The sequence below is a fragment of the Rasiella sp. SM2506 genome (assembly GCF_050859505.1).
Taxonomy (GTDB): Bacteria; Bacteroidota; Bacteroidia; order Flavobacteriales; family Flavobacteriaceae; genus Marinirhabdus.
Genome location: NZ_CP193934.1, coordinates 78,699 through 103,567 on the forward strand (window position 1 = coordinate 78,699; position 24,869 = coordinate 103,567).

The 24,869-nt window shown below is 37.9% G+C and carries 26 protein-coding genes; 15 read left to right on the top strand and 11 right to left on the bottom strand.

Features of this window, described 5'->3' with window-relative positions; genetic code table 11:
• Positions 1-53: 53 nt before the first annotated feature.
• The 4 genes from cysS to ACQ2HF_RS00385 all read left to right on the top strand — a co-directional run bounded on the left by cysS (position 54) and on the right by ACQ2HF_RS00385 (position 3,468).
• Positions 54-1,538 carry a cysteine--tRNA ligase gene (gene cysS / locus ACQ2HF_RS00370; RefSeq protein WP_432411527.1) on the top strand — a complete coding sequence of 495 codons (1,485 nt, stop codon included), beginning with the start codon at positions 54-56 and terminating at the stop codon, positions 1,536-1,538.
• A 67-nt stretch (positions 1,539-1,605) separates the two neighbouring features.
• Positions 1,606-1,842 carry a membrane protein insertion efficiency factor YidD gene (yidD, locus tag ACQ2HF_RS00375; protein WP_432411528.1) on the top strand — a complete coding sequence of 79 codons (237 nt, stop codon included), beginning with the start codon at positions 1,606-1,608 and terminating at the stop codon, positions 1,840-1,842.
• A 178-nt stretch (positions 1,843-2,020) separates the two neighbouring features.
• Complete coding sequence (gene lgt / locus ACQ2HF_RS00380) at positions 2,021-2,962, top strand: prolipoprotein diacylglyceryl transferase (RefSeq protein ID WP_432411529.1); 942 nt, start codon at positions 2,021-2,023, stop codon at positions 2,960-2,962.
• A gap of 11 nt (positions 2,963-2,973) precedes the next feature.
• Positions 2,974-3,468 (top strand): DUF192 domain-containing protein, encoded by a 495-nt coding sequence (locus tag ACQ2HF_RS00385; protein ID WP_432411530.1) that lies wholly within the window; start codon positions 2,974-2,976, stop codon positions 3,466-3,468.
• A 400-nt stretch (positions 3,469-3,868) separates the two neighbouring features.
• Here ACQ2HF_RS00385 and secDF read toward each other — a convergent pair whose 3' ends face one another.
• From secDF to gyrB, 5 genes are all read right to left on the bottom strand, one after another.
• A complete protein-coding gene (gene secDF / locus ACQ2HF_RS00390) occupies positions 3,869-6,952 on the bottom strand; it encodes a protein translocase subunit SecDF (protein WP_432411531.1) in 3,084 nt (1,027 codons plus the stop codon).
• Positions 6,953-7,230: 278 nt separating this feature from the next.
• Positions 7,231-7,845: a hypothetical protein gene (locus ACQ2HF_RS00395; protein WP_432411532.1), complete on the bottom strand. Its 615-nt coding sequence runs from the start codon at positions 7,843-7,845 to the stop codon at positions 7,231-7,233.
• Between the two features lie 73 nt (positions 7,846-7,918).
• Positions 7,919-8,845, bottom strand: coding sequence for a malate dehydrogenase (gene mdh / locus ACQ2HF_RS00400; RefSeq protein ID WP_432411533.1), 927 nt, complete (start codon positions 8,843-8,845; stop codon positions 7,919-7,921).
• A gap of 100 nt (positions 8,846-8,945) precedes the next feature.
• Positions 8,946-9,965 (bottom strand): DUF6588 family protein, encoded by a 1,020-nt coding sequence (locus ACQ2HF_RS00405; protein WP_432411534.1) that lies wholly within the window; start codon positions 9,963-9,965, stop codon positions 8,946-8,948.
• A gap of 78 nt (positions 9,966-10,043) precedes the next feature.
• Positions 10,044-11,984 carry a DNA topoisomerase (ATP-hydrolyzing) subunit B gene (gyrB, locus tag ACQ2HF_RS00410; protein ID WP_432411535.1) on the bottom strand — a complete coding sequence of 647 codons (1,941 nt, stop codon included), beginning with the start codon at positions 11,982-11,984 and terminating at the stop codon, positions 10,044-10,046.
• A gap of 319 nt (positions 11,985-12,303) precedes the next feature.
• On the opposite strand from gyrB, the gene ACQ2HF_RS00415 reads away from it, so the two are divergent.
• Positions 12,304-12,855 carry a DUF2911 domain-containing protein gene (locus tag ACQ2HF_RS00415; RefSeq protein WP_432411536.1) on the top strand — a complete coding sequence of 184 codons (552 nt, stop codon included), beginning with the start codon at positions 12,304-12,306 and terminating at the stop codon, positions 12,853-12,855.
• A gap of 179 nt (positions 12,856-13,034) precedes the next feature.
• Here ACQ2HF_RS00415 and ACQ2HF_RS00420 read toward each other — a convergent pair whose 3' ends face one another.
• Entirely contained in the window at positions 13,035-13,664 is a 630-nt protein-coding gene (locus tag ACQ2HF_RS00420; protein ID WP_432411537.1) for a 7-carboxy-7-deazaguanine synthase QueE, read from the bottom strand.
• 103 nt (positions 13,665-13,767) lie between these two features.
• Positions 13,768-14,268, bottom strand: a complete 501-nt coding sequence (locus ACQ2HF_RS00425; protein ID WP_432411538.1) for a RidA family protein — start codon at positions 14,266-14,268, stop codon at positions 13,768-13,770.
• Between the two features lie 85 nt (positions 14,269-14,353).
• Here ACQ2HF_RS00425 and ACQ2HF_RS00430 point away from each other — a divergent pair, with 85 nt between their 5' ends.
• From ACQ2HF_RS00430 to ACQ2HF_RS00465, 8 genes are all read left to right on the top strand, one after another.
• Positions 14,354-15,892 (top strand): helicase HerA-like domain-containing protein, encoded by a 1,539-nt coding sequence (locus tag ACQ2HF_RS00430; protein ID WP_432411539.1) that lies wholly within the window; start codon positions 14,354-14,356, stop codon positions 15,890-15,892.
• Between the two features lie 56 nt (positions 15,893-15,948).
• Entirely contained in the window at positions 15,949-16,539 is a 591-nt protein-coding gene (locus tag ACQ2HF_RS00435; RefSeq protein ID WP_432411540.1) for a hypothetical protein, read from the top strand.
• A 289-nt stretch (positions 16,540-16,828) separates the two neighbouring features.
• Positions 16,829-17,023, top strand: coding sequence for a hypothetical protein (locus tag ACQ2HF_RS00440; protein ID WP_432411541.1), 195 nt, complete (start codon positions 16,829-16,831; stop codon positions 17,021-17,023).
• A 1-nt stretch (position 17,024) separates the two neighbouring features.
• Positions 17,025-17,264: a DUF7218 family protein gene (locus ACQ2HF_RS00445; RefSeq protein WP_432411542.1), complete on the top strand. Its 240-nt coding sequence runs from the start codon at positions 17,025-17,027 to the stop codon at positions 17,262-17,264.
• A 3-nt stretch (positions 17,265-17,267) separates the two neighbouring features.
• Complete coding sequence (locus ACQ2HF_RS00450) at positions 17,268-17,693, top strand: VOC family protein (RefSeq protein WP_432411543.1); 426 nt, start codon at positions 17,268-17,270, stop codon at positions 17,691-17,693.
• 3 nt (positions 17,694-17,696) lie between these two features.
• Positions 17,697-18,731, top strand: coding sequence for an AI-2E family transporter (locus ACQ2HF_RS00455; protein ID WP_432411544.1), 1,035 nt, complete (start codon positions 17,697-17,699; stop codon positions 18,729-18,731).
• A 2-nt stretch (positions 18,732-18,733) separates the two neighbouring features.
• A complete protein-coding gene (locus ACQ2HF_RS00460) occupies positions 18,734-19,216 on the top strand; it encodes a thiol-disulfide oxidoreductase DCC family protein (protein WP_432411545.1) in 483 nt (160 codons plus the stop codon).
• A 58-nt stretch (positions 19,217-19,274) separates the two neighbouring features.
• Positions 19,275-19,706: a YkvA family protein gene (locus tag ACQ2HF_RS00465; RefSeq protein ID WP_432411546.1), complete on the top strand. Its 432-nt coding sequence runs from the start codon at positions 19,275-19,277 to the stop codon at positions 19,704-19,706.
• On the opposite strand, the gene ACQ2HF_RS00470 is transcribed toward ACQ2HF_RS00465, so the two are convergent.
• Both ACQ2HF_RS00470 and ACQ2HF_RS00475 read right to left on the bottom strand, forming a co-directional pair.
• On the bottom strand, positions 19,703-20,401 hold the full coding sequence (locus ACQ2HF_RS00470) for a LytR/AlgR family response regulator transcription factor (RefSeq protein ID WP_432411547.1): 699 nt from the start codon (positions 20,399-20,401) through the stop codon (positions 19,703-19,705). The genes ACQ2HF_RS00465 and ACQ2HF_RS00470 overlap by 4 nt on opposite strands.
• Positions 20,382-21,119 carry a sensor histidine kinase gene (locus ACQ2HF_RS00475; protein WP_432411548.1) on the bottom strand — a complete coding sequence of 246 codons (738 nt, stop codon included), beginning with the start codon at positions 21,117-21,119 and terminating at the stop codon, positions 20,382-20,384. Before ACQ2HF_RS00475 ends, ACQ2HF_RS00470 begins: the two co-directional genes overlap by 20 nt.
• A gap of 544 nt (positions 21,120-21,663) precedes the next feature.
• Between ACQ2HF_RS00475 and ACQ2HF_RS00480 the strand changes: the two genes are divergently transcribed.
• Both ACQ2HF_RS00480 and ACQ2HF_RS00485 read left to right on the top strand, forming a co-directional pair.
• A complete protein-coding gene (locus ACQ2HF_RS00480; RefSeq protein WP_432411549.1) occupies positions 21,664-22,926 on the top strand; it encodes a serine hydrolase domain-containing protein in 1,263 nt (420 codons plus the stop codon).
• 4 nt (positions 22,927-22,930) lie between these two features.
• Positions 22,931-23,284, top strand: coding sequence for a MotA/TolQ/ExbB proton channel family protein (locus tag ACQ2HF_RS00485; RefSeq protein WP_432411550.1), 354 nt, complete (start codon positions 22,931-22,933; stop codon positions 23,282-23,284).
• Positions 23,285-23,349: 65 nt separating this feature from the next.
• On the opposite strand, the gene ACQ2HF_RS00490 is transcribed toward ACQ2HF_RS00485, so the two are convergent.
• Both ACQ2HF_RS00490 and ACQ2HF_RS00495 read right to left on the bottom strand, forming a co-directional pair.
• On the bottom strand, positions 23,350-23,988 hold the full coding sequence (locus ACQ2HF_RS00490; protein WP_432411551.1) for a hypothetical protein: 639 nt from the start codon (positions 23,986-23,988) through the stop codon (positions 23,350-23,352).
• On the bottom strand, positions 23,988-24,866 hold the full coding sequence (locus ACQ2HF_RS00495; protein ID WP_432411552.1) for a bifunctional 5,10-methylenetetrahydrofolate dehydrogenase/5,10-methenyltetrahydrofolate cyclohydrolase: 879 nt from the start codon (positions 24,864-24,866) through the stop codon (positions 23,988-23,990). Before ACQ2HF_RS00495 ends, ACQ2HF_RS00490 begins: the two co-directional genes overlap by 1 nt.
• Between the last annotated feature and the right edge of the window lie 3 nt (positions 24,867-24,869).

Genomic DNA, 24,869 nt, shown 5'->3' on the forward strand with positions numbered 1-24,869 from the left:
AATCGAAACTGAAATATAATTTAAAATAAACAGAAAGCCCTTTAAAGCAACTCATGAGCCTTTATAAAGATCAAAAAATAAAAATTTACAATTCTCTCACTAAAGAAAAAGAGACTTTTACCCCAATCCATGAAGGCGCTGTAGGAATGTATGTATGTGGCCCGACCGTATACAGCAATGTACATATGGGAAATTGCCGTACTTTTTTATCTTTCGATTTAGTTTTTAGATACTTAAAACACCTTGGTTTTAAAGTACGTTATGTGCGGAATATTACCGACGCTGGTCATCTAGAAAATGATGGTGAAAGTGGTGACGACCCTATCCTTAAAAAAGCACGCATAGAGCAATTAGAGCCTATGGAAATTGTACAAAAATACACGGTAGATTTTCACGAAACCATGGCGAAATTTAATGCGTTGCCACCAAGTATAGAACCTACCGCCACAGGACACATTTACGAGCAAATTGCTATTGTCGAGAATTTAATTACTGAAGGATACGCCTACGAGAAAAACGGATCGGTTTATTTTGATGTGGTAAAATTTAACGAAGACCACACCTACGGAAAATTAAGCGGCCGAAAGTTGGAGGATATGATTACCAACACCCGTGAGTTGGCAGCCCAAAGCGAAAAGAAGAATCCGCAGGATTTTGCACTTTGGAAAAAAGCCGAGCCACAGCACATTATGCGCTGGCCTTCACCATGGAGCGAAGGATTTCCTGGTTGGCATTTGGAATGTACAGCCATGAGCACAAAATATTTAGGTGAAACTTTCGATATTCACGGAGGCGGGATGGATTTAAAATTTCCGCATCACGAATGTGAAATTGCACAAGCCGAGGCCAGCAACAAAAAAAGCCCTGTAAATTATTGGATGCACACTAATATGTTAACCTTGAATGGTAAGAAGATGTCCAAATCTACCGGAAACAACATTTTGCCTGGCGAATTATTTTCTGGCGAGAACAACGCCTTAGGCAGAACATTCTCTCCTTCGGTAGCTAAGTTCTTTATGTTCCAAGCGCATTATGGAAGTATGCTAGATTTTTCAAATGAAGCGTTAGAAGCTTCGGAAAAAGGATTTAATAGATTACTAGATGCGTATCATAGCCTGAGCGTTATTGAAACTTCAGAAAAAAGTAGTCTCTCAATTAGTGAGTGGAAACAATCCTGCTACGATGCTATGAACGACGACTTCAACAGTCCCATCTTAATCGCCCATCTTTTTGAAGCTACCAAATTTATTAACGGATTAAAAGAGGGCAACGCAACTATCACAAGTGAAGATTTAGAAATTCTTTCAGCAACTATGAAAGCATTTCTTTTTGATGTGCTTGGGCTGGAAGATGCAACAGTTTCAGGAGATGAATCTGCTATAAAATTAGAAGGAGCCGTTGGACTGCTTATAGAACTTCGCAACCAGGCACGCTCCAATAAAGATTTTGCTACAAGTGACCGAATTCGGGATGAACTTCAGGAAGTTGGCATTCAGCTGAAAGATGGTAAAGAAGGGACCACTTTTTCACTGTCGTAAAATTTGCCCCCTTAACCCTCCCGCTAAAATAACGGATCATGCTTTAAAGGGACTCATTTAGAATTAAATGAAAAAAATACTTACATATCCTTTTATTTTTTTAATCCGTGTTTACCAGCGGGCTATTTCACCTATTTTTCCTTCCACATGTCGCTATCAGCCTACCTGCTCTCATTATGGTGTAGAGGCATTGCAAAAACACGGACTTTTAAAAGGGAGTTGGCTTACTATAAAACGTATTTTTAGTTGTCATCCCTGGGGAGGTTCAGGATATGATCCAGTGCCGGAAAAAGATGACAACTAAGCCTAGGCGCCATCTCGTCTGTTCACTAAGAATGTACGTGGTACATTTTCATAGCGTTTTATCGCCCTAAAGACGTTTAGGATATAATCCCATGCTAACAGTTTCAAAATAAAAATAGAAGCACCTCACTTTTTCCCCTAGTCAATTTCGCTATCTTTACACTTCATAAATCTACAGTATGCTACACTTTTTAAGTACCTGGAACCCAAGTGAAGGGTTAGATCTAGGTTTTTTCATGATTCGATATTATAGCCTTTCCTATGTAATTGCATTTGTTGTGGGGTGGTTTATTATGAAGCGTTTTTTCATAAAAGATAATATTTCTATGGAAAAACTGGATAGTATTTTCATTTATATGGTTTTGGCTATTCTAATAGGTGCAAGATTAGGGCACGTAGTTTTTTACGAAACTGAATTGCTTTGGGAGGATCCACTTTCTGTAATACTGCCTTTTAAAACGGTGCCCGAATTTGAATTTACAGGTTTTAGGGGTCTCGCAAGCCACGGTGCAGCTATTGCCATTGTCATAGCGCTTATAATGTATAACCGTAAAATGCTTAAAAAACCTACCTTGTGGATTTTTGATCGCGTGGTGATTACTGTCGCTATTGGCGGTGCGTTTGTTCGTTTGGGTAATTTTATAAATTCTGAAATCGTTGGAAAACCTTCTGGAGAATATCCTTTAGGAATTAAAATGCTTCGCCATGATATCTATCCTTCTGAAGCTATAAAAGTAACCGGGATAAAAGATGTGAACAAGGCCTATGATGCCATTGCAAATAATCCTCAGTTTGCCGAAATTCTAGCCACCGTACCAGACCGTCACCCAACACAGTTGTATGAGGCTTTAGGGTACATCATTACATTTTTAGTCTGCTGGTTTATCTATTGGAAAACTCCGAATAAAAAATATGTTGGCTATATTTTTGGATGGTTTTTAATCCTCTTATTTATGACGCGTTTTATAGTCGAATTCTATAAAATTGCTCAGGTTGATGCACGTGATGTTTGGATGTTGAATACCGGACAAGTGCTTAGTATTCCGTTTATAATCGCTGGGTTTTATATTTTATGGCAATCGAAGAAAAATGTCTATACAGAAGACGGTACTACTGAATAAACTATTTGAAAATGAAAAAGCTACTCTATGTATTTGCAGGTATTGCATTGCTACTTTCTGCTGGAAGTTGTAAAGAAACTCCCAAAGAAGATACAAAAGTTTTAACCAAGGATATCGCTTTCACCAAAGAAGCCAATGGGGTTTTAAAGAAAGCTAAAACCGATAGCATTATTGCCACATTAGAATTGGAAATTGCCGAAGGTGACTATGAAACCCAAACCGGATTAATGTATCGAAAAAGCATGTTACCTAACCGCGGGATGCTCTTTATCTTTCCAAACGAGCAACCCCGAAGTTTTTATATGAAAAATACAGAGTTTGGCTTAGATATTATCTACCTCAATGCTAAAAATGAAGTGGTAAGCATTCAAAAAAATGCACAGCCGCTGGATCAAACCTCCTTACCATCTGAAGCTCCTGCAACTTATGTACTGGAAGTAAATGCTGGGCTAAGCGACCAATGGGGCTTGGAAGCTGGGGATTTTTTGGTTTGGAAAAAGGATTAATTTATCTTGTTCCAATACTTCTTACGACACAGGAGGTTTTTTATACCGTAACAATAAAATTGAACAGCAATTAGCTAGAACTTTTATAGATTGCCATACGTACTCCAGAAGACCTTGAAGTATTAATTTTATGCAATTTTTATAGATATAATAGATGCATTGCACAGAAAAAACGCATAGTAATCGTTCATGAATGTTAATAATAAGACGGTTCCGAATTTATTTAATACGAAGTTAAAGACACCTATAGCGTCTTCATATAATTTTTGATAAGGCATTTTTTACAGATGCAAAAAAACACGCCAAGCAACTCCTTATAACCAGTAAAGTAATACAATAAAAAAGCCCACTCTTTACACAAGAGCGGGCTTTCAGTATATAAAAAAGTTTAGAATTAAATCTATGCGATTAACGCTTCATCTTCCTCTTCTTTCTTTTCGGTTAAATCGATTCCTCTTTTCTTCACCGTATCAAAGAATACTGGTGTTGCGATGAACAAGGATGAGTAGGTACCTACAATCACACCCACAATTAATGCGAAGATTAATCCACGAATAGATTCGGCTCCTATAAAGAAGATACATAACAATACTATCAACGTAGTGATAGAGGTGTTCAATGTACGACTCAACGTGCTATTCAAGGCACTGTTAATAATGCGGTTCATTTTCCAACCTGGGTGCTCATTAAAGAACTCTCGAATACGGTCAAACACTACCACGGTATCATTCAGCGAGTATCCAATTACGGTTAAGATTGCCGCAATAAAACTCTGGCCAATCTCCATACTAAACGGCATAAACTGGTGTGTTAACGAGAAGATACCCAATACGATTAATACATCATGGAATACCGCCGCAACAGCACCTAAACTAAATTGCCATCTTCTAAAACGAAGTAAGATGTACAAGAACACTACTACAAGCGATCCTAATACTGCCCAGAAAGACGATTTTTTAATATCATCTGCAATGGTTGGACTTACTTTGTAGTACTCCATACGCCCTGCGACCTTATTGTCGTCGTCTGCCTTAAATTGCTCTAAGGTCATCGTTGCAGGAAGGTTAGGCTTTAACGCTTCAAACAAGGTTGCTTCCACTTCGTTATCTACAGAGGCACTTGTTTCGTCTACTTTATATTTGGTAGTAATTTTTAATTGGTTATCAGACCCATAGGTTTTAGCTTCGGCACTTTCAAACACAGTGATTAAGTCACTTTCGATTTCAGAAGGATTTACATCCTTATCAAAACGAACAGTATATGTTCTACCTCCAACAAAATCCACACCTTGATTCAACCCAATTGTAAATAATGAACTCAAACTAATAAGTATTAAAATTCCAGAAATTACATAAGCAATCTTACGCTTTCCTAAGAAATCGATATTTACATTCTTGAACAAGTTTTTGGTCATTGATGTAGAACACGGTAATGGTTTCCCATTTTTTGTATAACGATCTATAAACAATCTTGTAATAAAGATGGCAGTAAATAATGATGTTACAATACCAATTAATAAGGTAGTTGCAAATCCTTGTATAGGTCCTGTACCAAATACTAATAAAATAAGACCTGTAAGTCCTGTGGTAATGTTGGCATCTAAAATAGAAGAAAGTGCGTTTCTAAAACCATCGTTAATGGCATCACGCTGCGCTTTTCCTTTAGCGAGCTCTTCCCGTATTCTTTCAAAAATAAGTACGTTTGCATCTACCGAAATACCAATGGTTAATACAATACCTGCAATACCAGGAAGCGTTAATACAGCTCCAAGTCCTGCTAATATTCCGAAGATAAACAAGATGTTTACTACTAAGGCAACATCGGCAAAGGCTCCTGCTTTTCCGTAGTAGAAAATCATCCATAGCAATACAAAAAGAAGTGCAATCCCAAACGAAATCATACCACTATCGATAGCTTCCTGACCTAAGGTTGGCCCTACAACTTCTGCCTGAATAATATCTGCAGAAGCAGGAAGTTTACCCGCACGGAGTACGTTTGCTAAATCCTGACCCTGTAAGATGGTAAAATCACCTGTAATTTCACTACGTCCTCCTGCAATAGGTCCAGACGTTACCCCTGGCGCAGAATATACTACGTCATCCAACACAATAGCAATTTGGCTTTTATTGGTAAAGGCTTCTCCGGTCATTTCTTCCCACTTCTTGGCTCCCGTACCATTCATTTGCATACTTACAGCGACACGACCTACTTGATCGTAGGTTTGTACAGCATCTGTTACAACACCACCACTTAGAGGCGCTTCATTTTCACGGTTTCCTACCAGTGCATATAAATCTACATATTCCAGGTTTTCCTTTTCACCATCTACGGTTACTTCTCTAGTTGTTGGTAAACCCCATACAAACTTTGTATAACGTAATTCGGCTGGTAACAATTGGCGAACTTGTGGATTGTTAAGGTATCCCTTTACTGTTTCCAGATCTTTGTTTTCAATAGAAGCAATAATAGGAGAACCTGGTGCTCCAAATTGGATTCTAGATAACAACGGATTATTTACTGCTGGATCGTCTGAAGCATCTGCCTCAGTATCCTCTCCTAATAAACTTTCCAGATCGTCGTCTTCCTGTGTATTTTCAGCTGCTACTGCAGTGCTGTCTTGTGCAACATCAGTTGCTTCTTCTACTACTTCGTCAGTTGTTTCTCCTGCAATTTCAGTCGTTGGAGAAATCATTGTTTTTAATTTTGCATCTGCTTCAAACAAAAAGCTTTGGAAGCTTTCCGCTTTATGAGCTGTCCAGAATTCTAATTGTGCCGTACTCTGTAAAAGGTCCTTCGTACGTTCAATATCCTTTGCTCCTGGCAATTCAACTAAGATACGTCCAGAATTTCCTAAACGCTGTAGGTTAGGCTGTGTTACTCCAAATTTATCAATACGCTTACGCAATACTTCAAAAGCTGAAGCGATAGACTCGTCAATTTTTCTAGTGATAACAGCTTTTACTTCATCATTACTCACATTGGTACTTTCAATAGCATCTTCTAAATTTTTGTTGAAGAAGATATTCGGAGAGGCTAGCTTATTGTCACCTGGTAACGCTTCAAAAGCTTTAAAGAAGGACTCTGCATAGGTGTCCTGTGAATCCTTTTGAAGCTCATCTGCATTCGCCAACGCTTGATTAAATGCAGGGTCTTTGGTATTGTTTGCCAATCCAGACAAGATATCTTTTACCGAAACCTGTAGGATTACGTTAATACCTCCCTTAAGGTCAAGACCTTTGTTTAATTCTTTTTCTTTAGCCGTTTTATAATCTATTCCGAGCATTTGTGGCTCGTTGGTAGCATCTAGCAAATATTGTGCTTCTGCTTTTTGTCTTTCGGCAGGTTCATTCTCCGGGAAGTTGCTTTTTGCATATTCCTTCGCATCGGTTTCTACCTTATTTGCGATGTAGGTGTACGATAACTGGTACAAACTCACAATCCCGAAAAGGATAGCAAATACGGTAATTAGTCCTTTATTTTGCATTTTGTGTTGTTTTTGGGTGTTGAATTTTTATCTCGAAATTTTCGAGCGGGCAAATATATACTTTACCGCTCCATTCAACAATTAATACTACTGTTTAAATCTATTTTTTTGAAAAGCTCTCTACGGAAATAGAAGCTGTTTGTATTTTGGAACTATACTCTGAAATCATTTCAGCAATTTATACTTCGAAAAAACACAATGAGGTAAGGCTAGGATAGTTTTCTGAATGCATTTTAATTCTGAAAATCTCTTCAGAAAAATTAAACATCAGGCATCCTTTAAGACAAAGGGCCTGCCCGAACTTCGGGTATTTTGTAAGAGGTTGTGTCAATACCTAGCGCCACATCTCCATAAAGTGTATACGTTAGGTCTTCAAGAGTATTTTTTAAGTTGAAATCTACATTGGCACTCCCTAGTAAGAGTACGGGATTTACATACCATTCGTTTCCAGACTTTATCTCAAGGAGAGACCCCGTAAGGCCCATATCTGCGTCGGTTACAGTGTGTATTTCGCTTACGTTAAGCTCGTAGGTAGCCGTATTACTATCGAAAGGCTGGTTAGAAGTATCATCATGAGAAGTATAAGTGATAGGGCCTAACTGTACATTCGCTTGCTTGGAGAATACATCTTTTATAACCGCTACAGCTATGGTACTGTAATAGGTAATTTTTAAATTCCCATCAAGTGTTTTTGTTACCTGAACACCTTCAACCCCTATTGCTTTTAATTGTTTTGTGACAATAGCAATAGTATTTTCGGTTTCGTTCGCACTCACGGCGTCTACATGAAACTGAACAACAATTTCCTGGTTAGGCACAACAGTTTGCTCAAGACGTATTCCTAAGAAAGCCAGCGCAACTATTAAAACACCAATAAACCATTTCGAGTTCATGCGCCAAATATAAAAAAATAAAGACTGTATTGCTACAGTCTTTATAGATATTATGTGTTTGAAAATGTATTCCTTACAACTCCAACAATGCGTTGGTTTTACTCACGCCTTCTGCACTTTGTTTCATGTGTGCTTTTTCAGCATCGTTTAAGTCTATTTCTACTATTTTTTCAATTCCGTTTCTGCCTAGGATTACAGGGGCTCCAATACAAAGATCATTTAATCCGTATTCACCTTCCAAAAGTACAGAACATGGAAACATTTTTTTCTGGTCGCAAGCAATGGCTTGTACCAAGCCACTAACAGCTGCACCTGGTGCGTACCAAGCAGAAGTTCCTAATAATTTAGTTAATGTTGCGCCGCCCACTTTGGTGTCTTCTAGCACTTGGCTAAGTCTTTCTTCAGAAATAAATTCACTTACTGGAACACTATTTCTAGTAGCCAAACGGGTTAAAGGAACCATTCCCGTATCGCTGTGACCTCCTAATACCATTCCGTCTATATCACTAATAGGCGCTTCCAAAGCTTCGGCCAAACGGTACTTAAAACGTGCGCTATCTAAGGCTCCACCCATACCAATAATTCGGTTTTTAGGCAGTCCTGTTGTTTTATGCACCAAGTACGTCATAGTATCCATTGGGTTACTCACCACAATAATAATGGTATCTGGAGAATGCTTGATCAAGTCTGAAGAAACTGTTTTTACAATTCCAGCATTTATGCCAATCAATTCTTCGCGAGTCATTCCTGGTTTTCTCGGAATACCTGAAGTAATCACACAAATATCACTCTTAGCCGTTTTACTGTAGTCGCTGGTAGAGCCTGTTATTTTAGTATCGAAACCATTTAAAGAAGCGGTTTGCATCAGGTCCATCGCTTTTCCTTCGGCATAGCCTTCTTTAATATCCAACAATACTACTTCACTTGCAAAATTTTTAATGGCTATGTACTCGGCACAACTTGCACCTACAGCACCTGCTCCTACTACAGTTACTTTCATCTTTAATTAATTTTATGGATTATTTGAATTGGTTTTCTGCTTCATTTGAAACAAGGCACAAAAATACGATTCTTGTCATAAACAATATAATAACAAAGGGTTAAATTCCGAAATGCGTTCCAACGGTTACCGTACTATATTCTGAAATATTATAATCTGCGTGTAAGCCAAAGAAACCTAATTGCAATTTTACCCCAAGGGTAGCTCGTACTCCCGAAATTTTATTTTCTACTGAAAAAGGATTGGTAAATTCGTTGGTCGTTTCAAAAAGCGGGATTCCTCCTCGCACCCGATACGTTCCCAGTACGTCAAAATCTGATTTTCCCGTTACATACCCCAAACCGCCATACACATTAAAAACTGGCAACTTGGTAGATGCTTGCACTTGAAACACCCACGTATTGAGTTTTAAATCGAATTGCTGATTTTCACCATCAACGATATTATCGTCTGTGAAATCGTAATTAGCATTTAGGTTGTTGTAGGTAATTAATCCAGCTATGGCGATTGGAAATAACCGTTCAGCTGGCAACCACTCTGTAAACTCATGTTGAATCCCAACTCCAAAAAGACCTGTTTTCACATCTTCTCGATCAATTTTCGGAAAATAGCGCACCTTTACTTCGGTAGCTTTAAAAACGCCAATCCTACCTTGTAAAAAAGCAGTGGGCAGCACATTTACATTTACGGAAGCCAATCCCTGCGGCAATACAAACTCAACTTCTTCAGTAAGGAGGCCATTTTGTACTTCAGCAAAAACGAGAACATCTGGATTATTTTGTCCAAACCCTGTAGCGACTTGTTTAGAAGTACTCCCATCACGGAATTGCAAATTGTTGTACTCATTGGTATTTAATAGAAAGGTTTTCTTTTCGTCGTTTATAAACGTAGCATTCCCAATGATGGAAATTTCAAATTTCAAGGGTTTTTTCACTTCAGCAGATTGCGCCCAACTATTGGAGAGATTGTACATCACACCTTCGGTTGCTGGCGATATATAACCTGCCGAAAAGCGCTGTGCGTCTTCAATACCAGCCGCCAGCAAGTCTTCTAAATTTTCCTGCGCCGTTACTGAAAGGACTGAAACTGATAAAATTAGGGTTGTTACAAAATGTTTCATAGCATTTAAATTTCAACCAAAGTAAAAAATCCTACAGCCGAGACCATAGGATTTTAGGTAAGTTTAACTATTCAGAAGTTATGCATCAATATTCGCATACACTGCATTCTTCTCAATAAATTCTCTACGTGGTGGCACTTCGTCTCCCATTAACATAGAGAAAATTCTATCGGCTTCGGTACCATTATCTATGGTTACCTGACGTAAGGTTCTAAATTCCGGATTCATAGTGGTGTCCCATAGCTGAGAGGCATTCATTTCTCCAAGACCTTTATAACGTTGTATTCCTGCACTACCTCCAAATTGTTCATTCAAAGCATCACGCTCTTTATCGCTCCACGCGTATTCTTTCTTTTGTCCTTTCTTCACCAAATACAAAGGTGGTGTGGCAATATAAACGTGTCCTGCTTCAACAAGATCTTTCATATATCTAAAGAAAAAGGTTAATATTAAGGTAGAAATGTGACTACCATCTACATCGGCATCACACATTATTACTACTTTATGGTATCTTAATTTTGAAATATTCAACGCTTTACTATCTTCTTCGGTTCCAATAGTCACCCCTAATGCGGTGAAAATATTTCGTATTTCTTCATTTTCGAATACTTTGTGCTGCATTGCTTTTTCCACGTTTAGAATCTTACCACGTAAAGGTAAAATTGCCTGGAAATTACGGTCACGACCCTGTTTGGCCGTTCCCCCTGCCGAGTCTCCCTCCACAAGAAATACTTCACATTTTTCAGGATCTTGTTCCGAACAATCTGATAACTTTCCTGGTAATCCGCCACCGCTCATTACGGTCTTACGTTGTACCATTTCACGCGCTTTACGGGCTGCGTGTCGTGCCGTTGCTGCCAGAATTACTTTTTGAACAATGATCTTGGCATCATTCGGGTTTTCTTCCAAGTAATTTTCCAGCATTTCAGAAACCGCCTGACTTACCGCGCTTGTTACTTCACGGTTTCCTAGTTTGGTTTTGGTTTGTCCTTCAAATTGAGGCTCCTGTACTTTTACCGAAATAATAGCTGTTAACCCTTCACGGAAATCGTCTCCAGCAATATCAAATTTCAGCTTATCCAACATTCCAGAAGCATCTGCATACTTCTTTAAGGTTGTTGTTAACCCACGTCTAAAACCACTTAAATGCGTTCCTCCTTCGTGGGTATTAATATTGTTTACATACGAGTGTAAGTTTTCACTGTAGGAGGTATTATACACCATCGCTACCTCAACCGGCACTCCATTTTTCTCTCCTTCCATGGAAATTACACCAGCAATTAAAGGCTCACGATTACCATCCAGAAAACGAATAAATTCAGGAAGCCCTTCATCACTATGAAACGTTTCACCAATAAATTCACCTTTTTCATCTGTTTCACGTTTATCTAAAAGCGTGATGGTAATTCCTTTATTTAAAAAAGCTAGTTCACGTAAACGACTCGCCAACGTATCATAATTATACTCACGTGTTTGCTGAAATATTTGTTCGTCTGGTCTAAACGTTACAACGGTTCCTCTTTCATCTGTTTCACCAACGGGTTTTACAGGATAGAGTGGCTTTCCTCTTTCGTATTCTTGCTGATAAATTTTACCATCGCGATATACTGTAGCCGTCAAATGTTCTGAAAGAGCATTTACACAACTCACACCAACACCGTGCAATCCTCCAGAAACTTTATAAGAATCTTTATCAAATTTACCTCCAGCTCCAATTTTGGTCATTACAACCTGAAGTGCAGAAACACCTTCTTTTTTATGAATATCTACAGGAATACCACGCCCATTATCTTTGGTAGTAACCGAATTGTCCTCGTTAATCACCACACTTATGGTATCACAATGTCCTGCAAGCGCCTCATCAATAGAGTTATCTACTACTTCATATACCAAATGGTGCAATCCTCTTACCCCAACATCTCCGATATACATGGAAGGACGCATACGCACGTGTTCCATTCCTTCCAACGCCTGAATATTTTCAGCACCGTAATTACTTTTATCTTGTTCTTTGCTCATATAAAAATAGGTTGTTTGTCTTCAAATTTTCACTAACGAACAAATATAACCAAACCACCAATAAAACAGGCTGTTTTCACGTTTTTAAGCCCTTAAGTTATTAACAAATTATTGTGGAAAAAATATGGGTTTTGAGATATAAAGTCGGCGCTTTTTTTTCGCTGAAATTTCTTTCTGAATTCATAGTAAACAGGTTCATTCAGACCGCCTGTTAGTTCATTCCGAACGAAACGACCAAAACGGCATTACTTTTGCTTTTTATTAACGTAAATACAAGGCACAACAAGTATCTTTAACCCTATAAATTAAATAAAAACTCATGAAAAACAAATTCCTCTCCACAGCATTAATTGCGCTAGCCGTATTATTCACTTCAAACATGGATGCGCAAAAATTCTCAGACCTTGACAAAAGTCCGATGGACATAGCAGCGTATCCGTCAAATTACAGAGAGAGCAACAAACTCGTAAAAGTTGCTTATAGTAGACCACAATTAAAAGAACGCCCCTTAAGCGAATTAACTCCTGAAGGAAAAGTATGGAGAACTGGCGCTAACGAAGCAGCCGAAATCACCTTATACCAAGCTATGAAGATTGGTGACAAAATAGTTCCAGCAGGAACCTATTCTTTGTTCACAATACCAGGCGACACTACCTGGACTGTTATTTTAAGTTCAGATGTTAATGTGTGGGGTGCTTACAGCTATAATGAAGCAAACGATATTGTAAGAACAACCGGAAAAGTTACGAAAGGCGATGATGCCCTAGAAGCTTTCAGTATTGCATTTGAAGAAGCAGAAGGTGGCGTACATATGTTCCTTGGATGGGGAACTATGCGAGTAGCGGTTCCTTTTATGTCGGTTCCAATGTAGTCCCCTAACCCCCTAAAGGGGAATTTATTAGGAAATCACAAAACTAAAATCCCAAATTTCACCCCCAACCCCCTAAAGGGGTAGTAAAGGTTGAAGTTTGGGGTTTTCTATTGAGACATAAAATCTTTATTCCCTCTTTAGAGTCTGCCCCGTTATTTTAGCGGGAGGACTAGGGGGCACTACGGAATGTTGAGATACTTATGTGTTTGTAGAGACACCACCCACTTAGGGTCGTTCATTACGTATTCCACGATGGCAGGAATCATTTTATCGCGTTTGCTCCATTCGGGCTGCAGATAAAGCTTACAATCTTTCGAAACTTTAGCAGCTTGTTCTTCAGCAAAGCGGAAATCGTCGTTGTTGTAGATGATCACCTTCAACTCATTAGCTGCCTTATAGACTTCTGGCGTTGGTAATTTCATTTTTTTTGGAGAAAGGCAAATCCAATCCCAAGTACCGCTTAATGTATACGCACCCGAAGTTTCAATATGGGTGTCCATACCTTTTTCTTTCAGCAAAGAGGTTAGTGGACCCATATCCCAAGTTAACGGTTCACCCCCTGTAATTACAATGGTTTTGGAATATTTTGCGGCATTTTCGGCGATGGAAGTAATCTCGGTGGGCGGATGAATATTCGGGTTCCAGCTTTCCTTTACATCACACCAATGGCATCCCACATCGCAACCTCCCACGCGTATAAAATACGCAGCAGTTCCTTTGTGATATCCTTCTCCCTGAATGGTATAAAACTCCTCCATTAATGGGAGCATGGTACCTTTTTCAACTAGTTCTTGTACTTCGGTTTTCATTGGGACAAAGGTAGTAATGAGTTTGCAGTTTTCAGTAGCAGTTGGCAGTAACTTTTACAAAACATACTTCCTGCTATTTATTTATACTGCGAACTGTTAACTGCTACTGCTTACTGGCGACAGCCACCACTTCAATTTCAATCTTAGCACCTCTTGCCAGCGCTTCTACTGCAAAGGTAGTGCGGGCGGGCTTATGGGACAGATATTGAATGTATATATCATTAAATGCTTTAAAATCATTTATGTCATCCAGTATCACGGTAACCTTTACCACATCTTTAAAATTGAGTCCGTGCACAGACAACACATCCCGAATATTTTCGAAAGCCTGTTTTGTCTCGGCCTCTATACCACCTTCCACCAATTCGCGAGTATAATGATCCATCCCAATCTGTCCAGATAGATACAACATATTCCCAACCTGAACGACATCGCTAAAGGGAGCGTCCTGCTTTTTTGGTTCGTGGGATTTGTGGAAAATTGGGGCTTCTGGTTTTTCGAATGTAACTGTTGAAATAATTTCTTCTTTATCTTCTTTATGCTCCTTACAACCTAAGAAACAGCATAGAATGAAGGCCCATAAGGCAAGGCTAATAATTTTCATAATTGTGTCTTAAAATTTCAATTAAAATACGGAATATTTCAGAAGCTACGGTACAATGCGTATTTTTATGCCCAATTTCAACCACATGGCAAACCAACAGGAATTTTTTGATCATATCACTAAAGGATATACTAGTAAGGGCGACTCCATTACTTTGGGAGCAGCGATGCTAGATGGCGAAACCATTACCAATGCATTGGTAAACGTTCCACTAAAAACTTTGAATCGTCACGGATTAATTGCTGGTGCCACAGGAACGGGAAAAACAAAAACACTACAAATACTTGCCGAAAATCTTTCAGAAAAAGGAATACCTGTTTTACTGATGGATATGAAAGGAGATTTAAGTGGAATTGCACAACCAAGCCCTGGACATGCAAAAATTGACGAACGCCACGAGAAGATTGGAATTCCGTTTAACGCACAAAAATTCCCTGTTGAAATTTTAACGCTTTCAGAACAACCAGGCGTTCGACTAAGAGCTACTGTAAGCGAATTTGGACCTGTACTGATTTCAAGAATCCTGAATGTTTCTGAAACACAGGCTGGAATCATTTCAGTACTTTTTAAGTATTGTGACGATAACAAGCTACCTCTACTAGATTTAAAAGACTTCAAAAAACTATTACAATATGCCACAGGCGACGGGAAAGCGGAAATAGCCGAACAATACGGCCGTATCTCTCCAGCATCTTCTGGCGCCATCCTTCGGAAAATTGTAGAGCTGGAACAACAAGGAGGTGACTTATTTTTTGGAGAAAAATCCTTTGATACAGACGATCTGCTTCGGATAGATGAAAATGGGATGGGCTACATAAATATTGTTCGCTTAACCGATATTCAGGATCGTCCCAAACTGTTTTCAACCTTTATGCTTTGTATGTTGGCCGAAATATACAGCACCTTCCCCGAACAAGGCGATAGTGGCAGACCCGAACTCGTTATTTTTATAGACGAAGCCCACCTCATCTTTAAAGAAGCTAGTGATGCATTACTTGACCAAATTGAAAGTATTGTAAAACTCATTCGTTCCAAAGGAGTAGGAATTTATTTTGTAACCCAAAACCCAACCGATGTGCCAGACGCGGTGCTAAGTCAGTTAGGATTAAAGATTCAGCATGCGTTGCGAGCGTTTACGGCGAAAGATAGAAAAGCCATAAAATTGACTGCTGAAAATTATCCAATTTCAGAATATTACAAGACAGACGAGGTATTGACCTCCTTAGGAATTGGAGAAGCTTTGGTAAGTGTATTAAATGAAAAAGGAATTCCGACGCCATTAGCGGCAACCATGTTGCGTGCCCCAATGAGCCGTATGGATGTATTGACAGAAGATGAGCTGAAGGATTTGCTTGGAAAGTCAAAAATTAGTACAGCCTATAATGAGGAAATAGATCGTGAGAGTGCCTATGAAATGCTGAACAAAAAAATAGAAATCGCACATAAAGAAGAAGCAAAAGAAAAAGCTGAGGAAGAAAAAGCCGCTGCAAAAAGAGCTACTTCCAGAAGAAGCTCCTCTTCTAGCAGAAGTAGAAGTTCCAGTAAAGGTGCCTTAGAAAAAATGCTTACAAGCCCAACAATTATTAGAAGTGTATTAGGGATCTTAAGCAAACTTATAAAATAAAACCAAGCGTACAGAAATAAGAGTATAACACAATTAAGATAAAAGAATAAACTAAAATGAAAAAGACCCTATTATTTGCCGCCTTAGCTACTATGCTTTTTGTGCAATGTGAAGAAGAAAAAGATCCGTTTGCAATTACGAATGGAGCTATTGGCCCGTTGACGAAAAAAACGCAAATGAAGCAAGTAGATTCCATTTTTGCACAAGATAGCATTGTAAGGTTAAATCCTGTTACCGGTGCTATTGAAACACAAGGCGAAGTGGAGATTTATGACAAAGACGGTACAAAACTTTTATTACTTTCGCCTTATGACGAAAGTGATCCAACGTCTCAAATCGCGAACATTCAGATTTTTGATGCACGGTATAAAACCGACAAAGGATTAACTAATGCCAGTACCTTTAAAGATGTAAAAGCCAACTATGAGATTGAGGGAATTCAAAATGCAATTAACTCTGTAGTTGTATTCTTAAAAGGAACCGATTTGTACTTAACGATAGACAAGAAACAATTACCCGAAGAAGTGCGCTACAACTTTAACCAAAAGATAGAAGCCACTCAAATTCCGGATACTGCCACGTTTAAATATTTTATGATGGGTTGGGATGCTGGAGAGGCTATTGAGATTCAGGAAGGAGATATTTAGAAATAATTTCTAAATTCCAAAAACATAAATACCTAAAAACAGAGCTGCTATCGTAGCTCTGTTTTTTTATTCTACAATCAGTTGTTTCACCAAGGTTCCTTTTATGTGAGGTAGGGTTACAAAATACAAACCAACCGTAAGATTTTATAGTTACTAATGAATTTCGGGACAAAAAGAGGCACATCAAATGATCAATAAAAGTTTTCTGCTCCTAACATTTTGTTAAGCACTTACCGACTTTAAAGTATTTCTCCTACTTTTAATCCCATAACCAATAACAAAAAATATTATGATTAAAATTTTAGGACTTATCTTAACAATAGCTGGTGGTATTGCACTTATTATGGGTGTTTTAGGAGTTTTTGGTAGCTTTGAAACCGGTTTGAGCCCTTGGGCTTTAATGATTCTTGGTGTTGTTTTCTTTTTCGCCGGTATTGGATTATTAAAATATCGTAAAGACACCGACAATAAAGATGTAGAATAGCATGGAAAGGCCTAGTATTAAAAACGAAGAACAATATGACGCCTTAAGAGAGAAAGGGTACAGCCAAGAAAAGGCTGCCCGTATCGCTAACACTCCAAACGCTGGCAAAAAAGGAGGTAAGGCAAGCGACTACGAAGACCGAACGAAAAAAGAACTATACGACCAAGCTAAAAACGTTGGTATAGAAGGCCGTTCCAAAATGAACAAGAGAGAACTAATTCACGCTTTACGAAATAATTAATAGATGCAACAACTCCACCCCTTCCATTTAGCCATACCCGTAAACTCCCTTGAACCTAGCAGAACTTTTTACAGGGAAACCTTAGGATGCGAAGAAGGCCGAAGTAGTGACCATTGGGTAGACTTCAACTTTTTTGGACACCAATTGGTTTTACATGTTAAAGAATCTTCCGAAGCAAACTCAGAAAATAGTAATCCTGTAGATGGTAAAGAGGTACCCATTCCACATTTTGGAGTGGTTTTATCTATGGAACAGTTTGAAACACTGGGCAACACATTAAAAGAAAAGGGCATTACTTTTATTATTGAACCGTATATTCGGTTTCAGGGAAAAACCGGGGAACAGGCTACCATGTTTTTTAAAGATCCTTCAGGGAATGCGCTGGAGTTTAAAGCCTTCAAAAACAGAAACCAACTTTTTGCTAGCTAACCGATGAAAACTTCTATAAACCCAAAAATTATACGTCAAATATTTATTCTCCTACTCATTCTGTTGATGGGTACGTTAATTTTTCGCGAACTTATTCCTTATCTCTCGGGAGTTTTAGGAGCCATCACTTTCTATGTATTACTTAGAAAATGGATGGCGAAATTGGTAAAACGTGGCTGGAAATCAGAATTAGCAGCTACCTTACTTATGCTCCTTTCTTTTGTTGGCATATTACTTCCCGTAGCAGGAATCGTTTTAATGCTGGGAAATAAAATTGGTAGTGCTGTTAAAAATTCAGAAAAAGTTACGAAAGCTGTAAAAGAACAAGTTGGGAACTGGGAAGATAAATTAGGATATGATTTAAGTTCTCAGATAGATGTTTCTGCGGTTTCAGGTTGGTTGTCGGATAACCTTCAGAGCTTAGCGGGGAGTACTTTTGATATGTTTATAGCTATTGGACTTATGTATTTTATGCTGTATTACATGTTAACAAATCGTAGAGAACTTAAAGAATCTCTTTTTGAGTACATTCCAATTAGTAAAGCTAATCTCAAGAAAATTGGTGATGAGTCGCACGCAATGGTTCGTTCCAATGCACTAGGCATCCCTATGGTTGCAGTAGCTCAAGGAATCATAGCCCTTATCGGTTTTTTTATATTTGGTATTGAAAATCCATTCTTTTGGTTTGTTATTGTTACTATTGGCTCTATGATTCCGTTTGTGGGGACACTAATCGGTATTTTACCTGTATTTATCCTTACGCTTTCCAGTGGAGATAATTTTCAAGCCTGGGGTATTCTAATCTATGGCTTTGTAGTAGTAGGATCTACCGACAATATTATCAGGCTGTATGTTTTAAAAAAATTAGACAATGTACATCCTTTAGTAACACTTATAGGTGTGATAGTTGGGGTACCGTTGTTCGGATTTATTGGTCTTATTTTTGGACCACTACTCATTAGTTTATTTATGATTGTGATGCGAATCTACAAACGCGAATATGGTAAAACACAGCCAGACGACGATCCAGATTTATAACTATGTTTCAGAAATTTAGCCATACAAAGTTTCCGCCAGAAGTAAAGCCCATTTTGGTTTGGGACGGCGAATGTGGTTTCTGCAAGTATTGGGTAACTCGTTGGAAGCGAATTTCAGAAAATAAAATCCATTTTAAAACCTATCAGGAAGTCGCTCTGCAATTTCCAGATATTCCTATAAAAGAATTTAAAAAGGCTTCGCGGTTAATCACACCAGAAGGCACCGTACATAGTGGCCCAGACTCGGCGTATATGAGCTATTATATCGCCAACCCAAAATCGCCCTGTCATTATTGGTATGTTACTTATACCTGGTTTACCAAACTTAGTGATCACGGTTATAATTTTATTGCTAAGCATAGACGTATTTTCTTCAAAATCACAAAAGTAATGTTGGGATCAAATCCGCTCTCGTTTACATATTATTGGGTCTTGTATTGCTTCGGAATTATTTTGCTCTTTTTTTTATTACTGAAATTTTTATAACAAAATTTTAAAACAGAAGCCCGCTCCTAAATAGTATCTTTATTAAAAATTAAATTATATGTTTTTCAGCAAAAAGAAAGAAGAGGATAAGAATATAGTCGAAAAGAAAATCGACGACGTTTATATGGAAGAAAAGGTTTCTGAAATTAACGAAGGTGATGTAGAAATTTTACTGGATAATGAGGAACAGATTTCTAAAAAACTAGCTGGTGCCAATTCCTTGAGTAAATATGTAGAATTAGGCAAAATTATGTTTGGTATGGTTAAAGATATGAAGCGTGGTGCCTACACTAGCGTACCGTGGTTTGTAATTGGAACTATTGTTATGGTTTTATTGTACATGCTAAACCCAATGGACCTAGTTCCAGATTTTATCCCAGGCGTTGGCTACATAGACGACCTTGCCGTGCTTTCATTAGGGATGGGATGGATAGAAACCGATGTCCACAAATACCTGGATTGGAAGCTTTCTGAAAAAAGAGATGCCTAAATATTTTCAAGCCTTTCTTGTACCATCTCTCGATAGCCTCTACTTATAGCAATTGCATTATTATTTAGTATTACCAGCTCATTTGTATAGCTCTCTATTTTTGAAATAGCAACAACCGAAGAACGATGTACCCGCAAGAATTTAGCAGACGGCAACTTCGTTAAAACATTCTTCATCGTTTCTCTTGTAACATAAGTCTTCTGCACAGTATGTAACTTTATATAATCCCCGAAACTTTCGACATACAACAGCGTTTCAAAATCTATTTTTACCATTTTCCGGTCACATCTAAAAAAAGTAAAATCGTATGATTCCTGAGTATTTTCAACAGCTTTCAATTCCTGAAATTTCTGTAATGCCATCGCAAAACGCTCCAATGAAATAGGTTTTACTAAGTAGTCTAAGACATTCATTTCGAAACCTTCTACCGCATACTCCCTGTAAGCCGTTGTGAATATAATGGTAGCTTTATTCCCAATAGCTTTTGCAAACATAAGCCCTGTGACTTCTGGCATATTAATATCCAGAAAAATAAGATCTACTGTATGTGAATGCAAGGCTGAAAAACCTTCGGCTGCATTTTTACAACTCGCTACAATAGTATACCCTTCCATTTTAGAAAGATGACGCTCTATCACTTCGCGCGCCATGGGTTCGTCGTCTATAATCAGCACGCTATGTTGCTTCATTTTCATAAGTAATAATGAGTTTTAAAGTGAATAACGTTTCGGTTTTATGCGTAGCGAGTTCAAAAGAATTTGGATAGAGTGTCTCTAAACGTTTCCGACTATTCTGGAGGCCAATACCGTGATTGCTTGTGTGTTCTTTTTTAGCATTTAAGGTATTTTCAATAGTAAACAAAAGTGATGTATTTGTGACGCTTAGTTGTATGGAAATATCCAAAAAAGCATCTTCTCTTCCACCGTGTTTAAATGCATTCTCAATAAAGGCCATAAAAAGCATGGGCGGCACCTGAATATCTGATTGAATGTCTTTTTCAAAATTGATTCGCATTGTTTCCTTAAACCGAATACTTTCCAAACCAATATAGGATTCTATATAGGTTACTTCGTCATAAATGGAGACGGTTGGCTTTTCTATTTGATGGAGCACATAATCCAGCAAATTTGAAAGTTTCAAGACAAGTGCAGGAGTTTCTTTGGACTCTTTTAGCGCAAATGCATACACCGTGTTAAGCGTATTGAACAAAAAATGTGGATGTATTTGTTGCTTTAAATAGTACAGTTCTTTCTGTTTTAAATCCAACTTACTTTCTAATACTATATTCTGGAGTTCTTTATTTTTATGGATCGCTTGGTAATTGTATCGCAGTAAATTCATAAAGCTCACTACACCCACCACCAAATAAACGAGGATAAATACGAATAAAAAGTTTCGTGTAAGTAGCGGCAATGCTTCAAGTTTGAAATTATCCTTAAACAGAAAACTGAAAAAAACAATTAAGATGATTAAAAACAAAGATCCAATAATTGTATAAAGACTATAGAGTATAAATTCTATGTACTTTTTAGGCAAAAGATACTTGGGGATTAGCTCATACGAAAACAGATAGGTTGCAGCAATACTTACGGGTAAAAGACAGGCTGAAAACCAAAGTACAAATGTTTCATTCTGTGTGTTGTAACTAAAAAAATACACATAGAACGACCACACAAGCACCCATAATACTATATGAAATGGAGCAAATTTAAATTTTTTAAGCAACAACGATAGCATATCACAAAGATGGACAAATTCTTATAATCCTACCATTTTTTGAGACAGACAACAGATTTAACAGGCAGAATAACTGCGCTTCATATAAAAAACCGAAAACCTCTTTATATTGGTGTTTAGCTACCCAAACAAACCCGTTGGTCGCATTCTTAACTTTTAAGGATGAATAACTGGTATTTTCGTTGCCACAATCAAGACAATACAATCTAATTACAAATGAATGAGAACATTTAAACACATCACACTTATAGTTCTTGCTGCTCTGTTATGGACGGCTTTTATAGGTTATGGATTTATAAACGGATTTCTATTAAAGCCCATTACATCCAAAAAAACTTCAGAAGCATTTATAGAAGCTACCAAAGAAAAAATAAAAGAGGAATTTGTTGGGAACGTAGCGATGACGTTGTTAGAAAATGGAAAAGTTTCAGAAGAGTTCTTTTACTCAGTCGACCAACCTGTAGATAAAAATACCGTATTCCCAGTTGCTTCCATTAGCAAATGGGTCACATCTTTTGGAATATTAAAATTAGTGGCACAAGGTAGATTAGATTTGGATAAACCCGTGGATATTTATCTTACGAGATGGCATCTGCCCGAAAGTGAATTTGACAATAAAAAAGTGACCATTAGAAAATTACTGTCCCATTCCTCAGGTTTAATAGACGATCTTGGTTATGAAGGTTTTACAGTTAATGAAACGGTACAAACACTTGAAGAATCGTTAACTAAAGCAGCTGACGCACCTTATTCTAATGGCGTTGCAAAAGTTGGCTATGAGCCAGGAACTGGATATATGTATTCAGGAGCAGCTTACACACTATTGCAATTGGTGATTGAAGAAGTTACCGGTAAAACCTTTCAAGAATATATGACGGAAGCAGTTTTTGAACCTTTGGAAATGAACAATTCAACCTTTGTTCGAAGCGAAAAACCACAGCTTCAGTTCGCTAAAATATATAAAGATGATGGTACAACAAGACAGTTCAATACGTTTACTGCTCTTGCAGCAGCTTCTTTGAATACCTCAACTTCAGATTTATCTAAATTTTTATTGGCAAATGTATCACGCAATTCAGTTCTTTCAGAAGAGCTTATTACAAAAATGAGCACCCCAGAAACCTTTATTAATAAGATTGGAGTGTATGGATTGGGACCACATCTGTATAGTCAAAACGACGAGAACTCAGTGATTATAGGACACGACGGAAGCGGAAATAACGCAATAAATACAGCCGCTAGAATTGATCTGAAATCAAAAAGTGGCATCATCATTTTAGAAACAGGTAATCATAACCTAGCCTCATCTATCGCAGACGAGTGGATTTTCTGGAAAGCAGGAATTGGAGATTATGTGGTAATGCAACGCAACAAACCTTATGTACTAACTTTGTTGGTAATTGGGTATGTGAGTATTTTACTTCCATCTATTTTTATCATCAGAAAAAAGAACAAAAAACGAAGCATACATATTAAAAAGTAATCTTATGAGAATTCCACTAAACATTATCAGCGACGGCGGCCCATTTTTTATGATTCCTCTTATTCTATTTATTTTCTTACTAATTATACTGTGTATAGTAGCCATACGTAAAGTAGAGACCCGAGAAAAATACACAAAACTTATTTCCCACGTGAGTCTGTTTGCATTGGTCTGGGGATTCTTGGGGTCTACTATAGGATTAATACAGGGCTTTGACGCTATACAAAGTGTTGATGATATGTCTAACGGAATGATGGCTGGCGGATTAAAAATAGCATTACTCACCACACTTTTTGGTCTCATTACTTTTTTAATAGGACGTTTCTGTATGATTCTAATTACGCTGAAATCTAAATAAACAAGTATAAAAAAGCAAGGGTACTGAAAGGTTTTAAAAATGGGGGTATCACCTTGTTCGTAAGTCTATTGGGAAGTCTCTATTGTATTCCGAAGCCTTCCAACAATATAATTTACAGAAAGACCGAAAAGATTTTCACGTTCTGAAAGTTTAATAACAGGTCCCACAGCGATGCCATGGTGTTGCGAGAGGCAAAATTCCACTTTGGGCTGAATTATAAAAAAGACAGCGGTACTGTTTTCAGTATCGAAAGTATAGTTGGAAACTAATCCAAATGCACTTCCTGTATCTTCAAAATTTGTTGCAAAATTAGAAAAGGAAACTCCTACGCCACCTAAGATATTAAACCGTGTTTTGGGATGATTTTTCAGTTCTAAAATTTTCCCGAAAGATGCGTGAACTATAGTATAAGTATCTTTTGCTGAAGAAAGTCCTAATGTAAAAAAATCGAAGGTACCAGCCTGATAGTCGCTGGGTCTTTCTTCGGCGTTACTAACAAGCGCTTTATAGCCTACTTGTAGCACATATTTACTTGGAAAAACATACGTTCCAGCAAGTGTGAAACCCCCATAATTTCCACCCTCGGCACCAAATTGTCCATAAATAAATGGTTTTTGTTCCTTTTCCTGTGCCCATGCAGAAGTTGCAATACATACAAAAAGTAAAAAATAAACTGGTAGGTTTACTAGTTTATTGACCCCCATTACTGCGCACGCTGTTCTCTCGCCAAAAGTGTATTCTTCAACAACATTGCAATGGTCATTGGACCAACACCACCAGGAACGGGTGTAATAAAACTTGCTTTTTTACTCACGTTTTCAAAATCTACATCGCCTACAATTCGGTAGCCTTTTGGCGCATCTTCGTCTTCTACGCGTGTGATTCCAACATCTATAACAACAACGTCATCTTTTACCATTTCAGCTTTTAAGAAATTAGGAACTCCCAATGCCGAAATCACGATATCTGCCTGTGAAATAATCTGTGTTATGTTTTTTGTGTTACTATGTGTCAAGGTAACCGTACTATTCCCCGGCCAACCTCTACGGCTCATCAAGATACTCATGGGACGGCCTACAATATGACTTCTCCCTATTACTACAGTGTGTTTTCCTTTGGTATCTACATCATACCGTTCCAACAATTCTAAAATTCCGAAAGGCGTCGCAGGAATAAATGTACTCATATCCAACGCCATTCTTCCAAAGTTTTCGGGATGGAAACCATCTACATCTTTACTTGGATCTACAGCCATCAATACTTTTTGAGTATTAATCTGCGGAGGCAAAGGCAACTGAATGATAAATCCGTCTATGTCTTCATTCTGATTTAATTCTTCTATTTTTTGAAGCAGTTCAATTTCTGAAGTAGTATGCTTCATTCGCACCATCGTACTTTCAAAACCAACACGTTCGCAAGCACGAACTTTACTTCCCACATAAGTTAAACTAGCCCCATCATCTCCAACAATAACGGCAGCAAGATGCGGAACCTTTTCACCATTAGCCTTCATCTTATCGACTTCGACTTTTATTTCGTCCTTAATGTCGTTGCTTATTTTCTTTCCGTCTAGTATTGTCATTTT

Bases quoted from the DNA above. Each gene is read 5' to 3' on its own strand.
- cysS (WP_432411527.1), top strand. From the start codon at position 54: ATGAGCCTTTATAAAGATCAAAAAATAAAAATTTACAATTCTCTCACT.
- yidD (WP_432411528.1), top strand. From the start codon at position 1,606: ATGAAAAAAATACTTACATATCCTTTTATTTTTTTAATCCGTGTTTAC.
- lgt (WP_432411529.1), top strand. From the start codon at position 2,021: ATGCTACACTTTTTAAGTACCTGGAACCCAAGTGAAGGGTTAGATCTA.
- ACQ2HF_RS00385 (WP_432411530.1), top strand. From the start codon at position 2,974: ATGAAAAAGCTACTCTATGTATTTGCAGGTATTGCATTGCTACTTTCT.
- secDF (WP_432411531.1), bottom strand. From the start codon at position 6,952: ATGCAAAATAAAGGACTAATTACCGTATTTGCTATCCTTTTCGGGATT.
- ACQ2HF_RS00395 (WP_432411532.1), bottom strand. From the start codon at position 7,845: ATGAACTCGAAATGGTTTATTGGTGTTTTAATAGTTGCGCTGGCTTTC.
- mdh (WP_432411533.1), bottom strand. From the start codon at position 8,845: ATGAAAGTAACTGTAGTAGGAGCAGGTGCTGTAGGTGCAAGTTGTGCC.
- ACQ2HF_RS00405 (WP_432411534.1), bottom strand. From the start codon at position 9,965: ATGAAACATTTTGTAACAACCCTAATTTTATCAGTTTCAGTCCTTTCA.
- gyrB (WP_432411535.1), bottom strand. From the start codon at position 11,984: ATGAGCAAAGAACAAGATAAAAGTAATTACGGTGCTGAAAATATTCAG.
- ACQ2HF_RS00415 (WP_432411536.1), top strand. From the start codon at position 12,304: ATGAAAAACAAATTCCTCTCCACAGCATTAATTGCGCTAGCCGTATTA.
- ACQ2HF_RS00420 (WP_432411537.1), bottom strand. From the start codon at position 13,664: ATGAAAACCGAAGTACAAGAACTAGTTGAAAAAGGTACCATGCTCCCA.
- ACQ2HF_RS00425 (WP_432411538.1), bottom strand. From the start codon at position 14,268: ATGAAAATTATTAGCCTTGCCTTATGGGCCTTCATTCTATGCTGTTTC.
- ACQ2HF_RS00430 (WP_432411539.1), top strand. From the start codon at position 14,354: ATGGCAAACCAACAGGAATTTTTTGATCATATCACTAAAGGATATACT.
- ACQ2HF_RS00435 (WP_432411540.1), top strand. From the start codon at position 15,949: ATGAAAAAGACCCTATTATTTGCCGCCTTAGCTACTATGCTTTTTGTG.
- ACQ2HF_RS00440 (WP_432411541.1), top strand. From the start codon at position 16,829: ATGATTAAAATTTTAGGACTTATCTTAACAATAGCTGGTGGTATTGCA.
- ACQ2HF_RS00445 (WP_432411542.1), top strand. From the start codon at position 17,025: ATGGAAAGGCCTAGTATTAAAAACGAAGAACAATATGACGCCTTAAGA.
- ACQ2HF_RS00450 (WP_432411543.1), top strand. From the start codon at position 17,268: ATGCAACAACTCCACCCCTTCCATTTAGCCATACCCGTAAACTCCCTT.
- ACQ2HF_RS00455 (WP_432411544.1), top strand. From the start codon at position 17,697: ATGAAAACTTCTATAAACCCAAAAATTATACGTCAAATATTTATTCTC.
- ACQ2HF_RS00460 (WP_432411545.1), top strand. From the start codon at position 18,734: ATGTTTCAGAAATTTAGCCATACAAAGTTTCCGCCAGAAGTAAAGCCC.
- ACQ2HF_RS00465 (WP_432411546.1), top strand. From the start codon at position 19,275: ATGTTTTTCAGCAAAAAGAAAGAAGAGGATAAGAATATAGTCGAAAAG.
- ACQ2HF_RS00470 (WP_432411547.1), bottom strand. From the start codon at position 20,401: ATGAAAATGAAGCAACATAGCGTGCTGATTATAGACGACGAACCCATG.
- ACQ2HF_RS00480 (WP_432411549.1), top strand. From the start codon at position 21,664: ATGAGAACATTTAAACACATCACACTTATAGTTCTTGCTGCTCTGTTA.
- ACQ2HF_RS00485 (WP_432411550.1), top strand. From the start codon at position 22,931: ATGAGAATTCCACTAAACATTATCAGCGACGGCGGCCCATTTTTTATG.
- ACQ2HF_RS00490 (WP_432411551.1), bottom strand. From the start codon at position 23,988: ATGGGGGTCAATAAACTAGTAAACCTACCAGTTTATTTTTTACTTTTT.
- ACQ2HF_RS00495 (WP_432411552.1), bottom strand. From the start codon at position 24,866: ATGACAATACTAGACGGAAAGAAAATAAGCAACGACATTAAGGACGAA.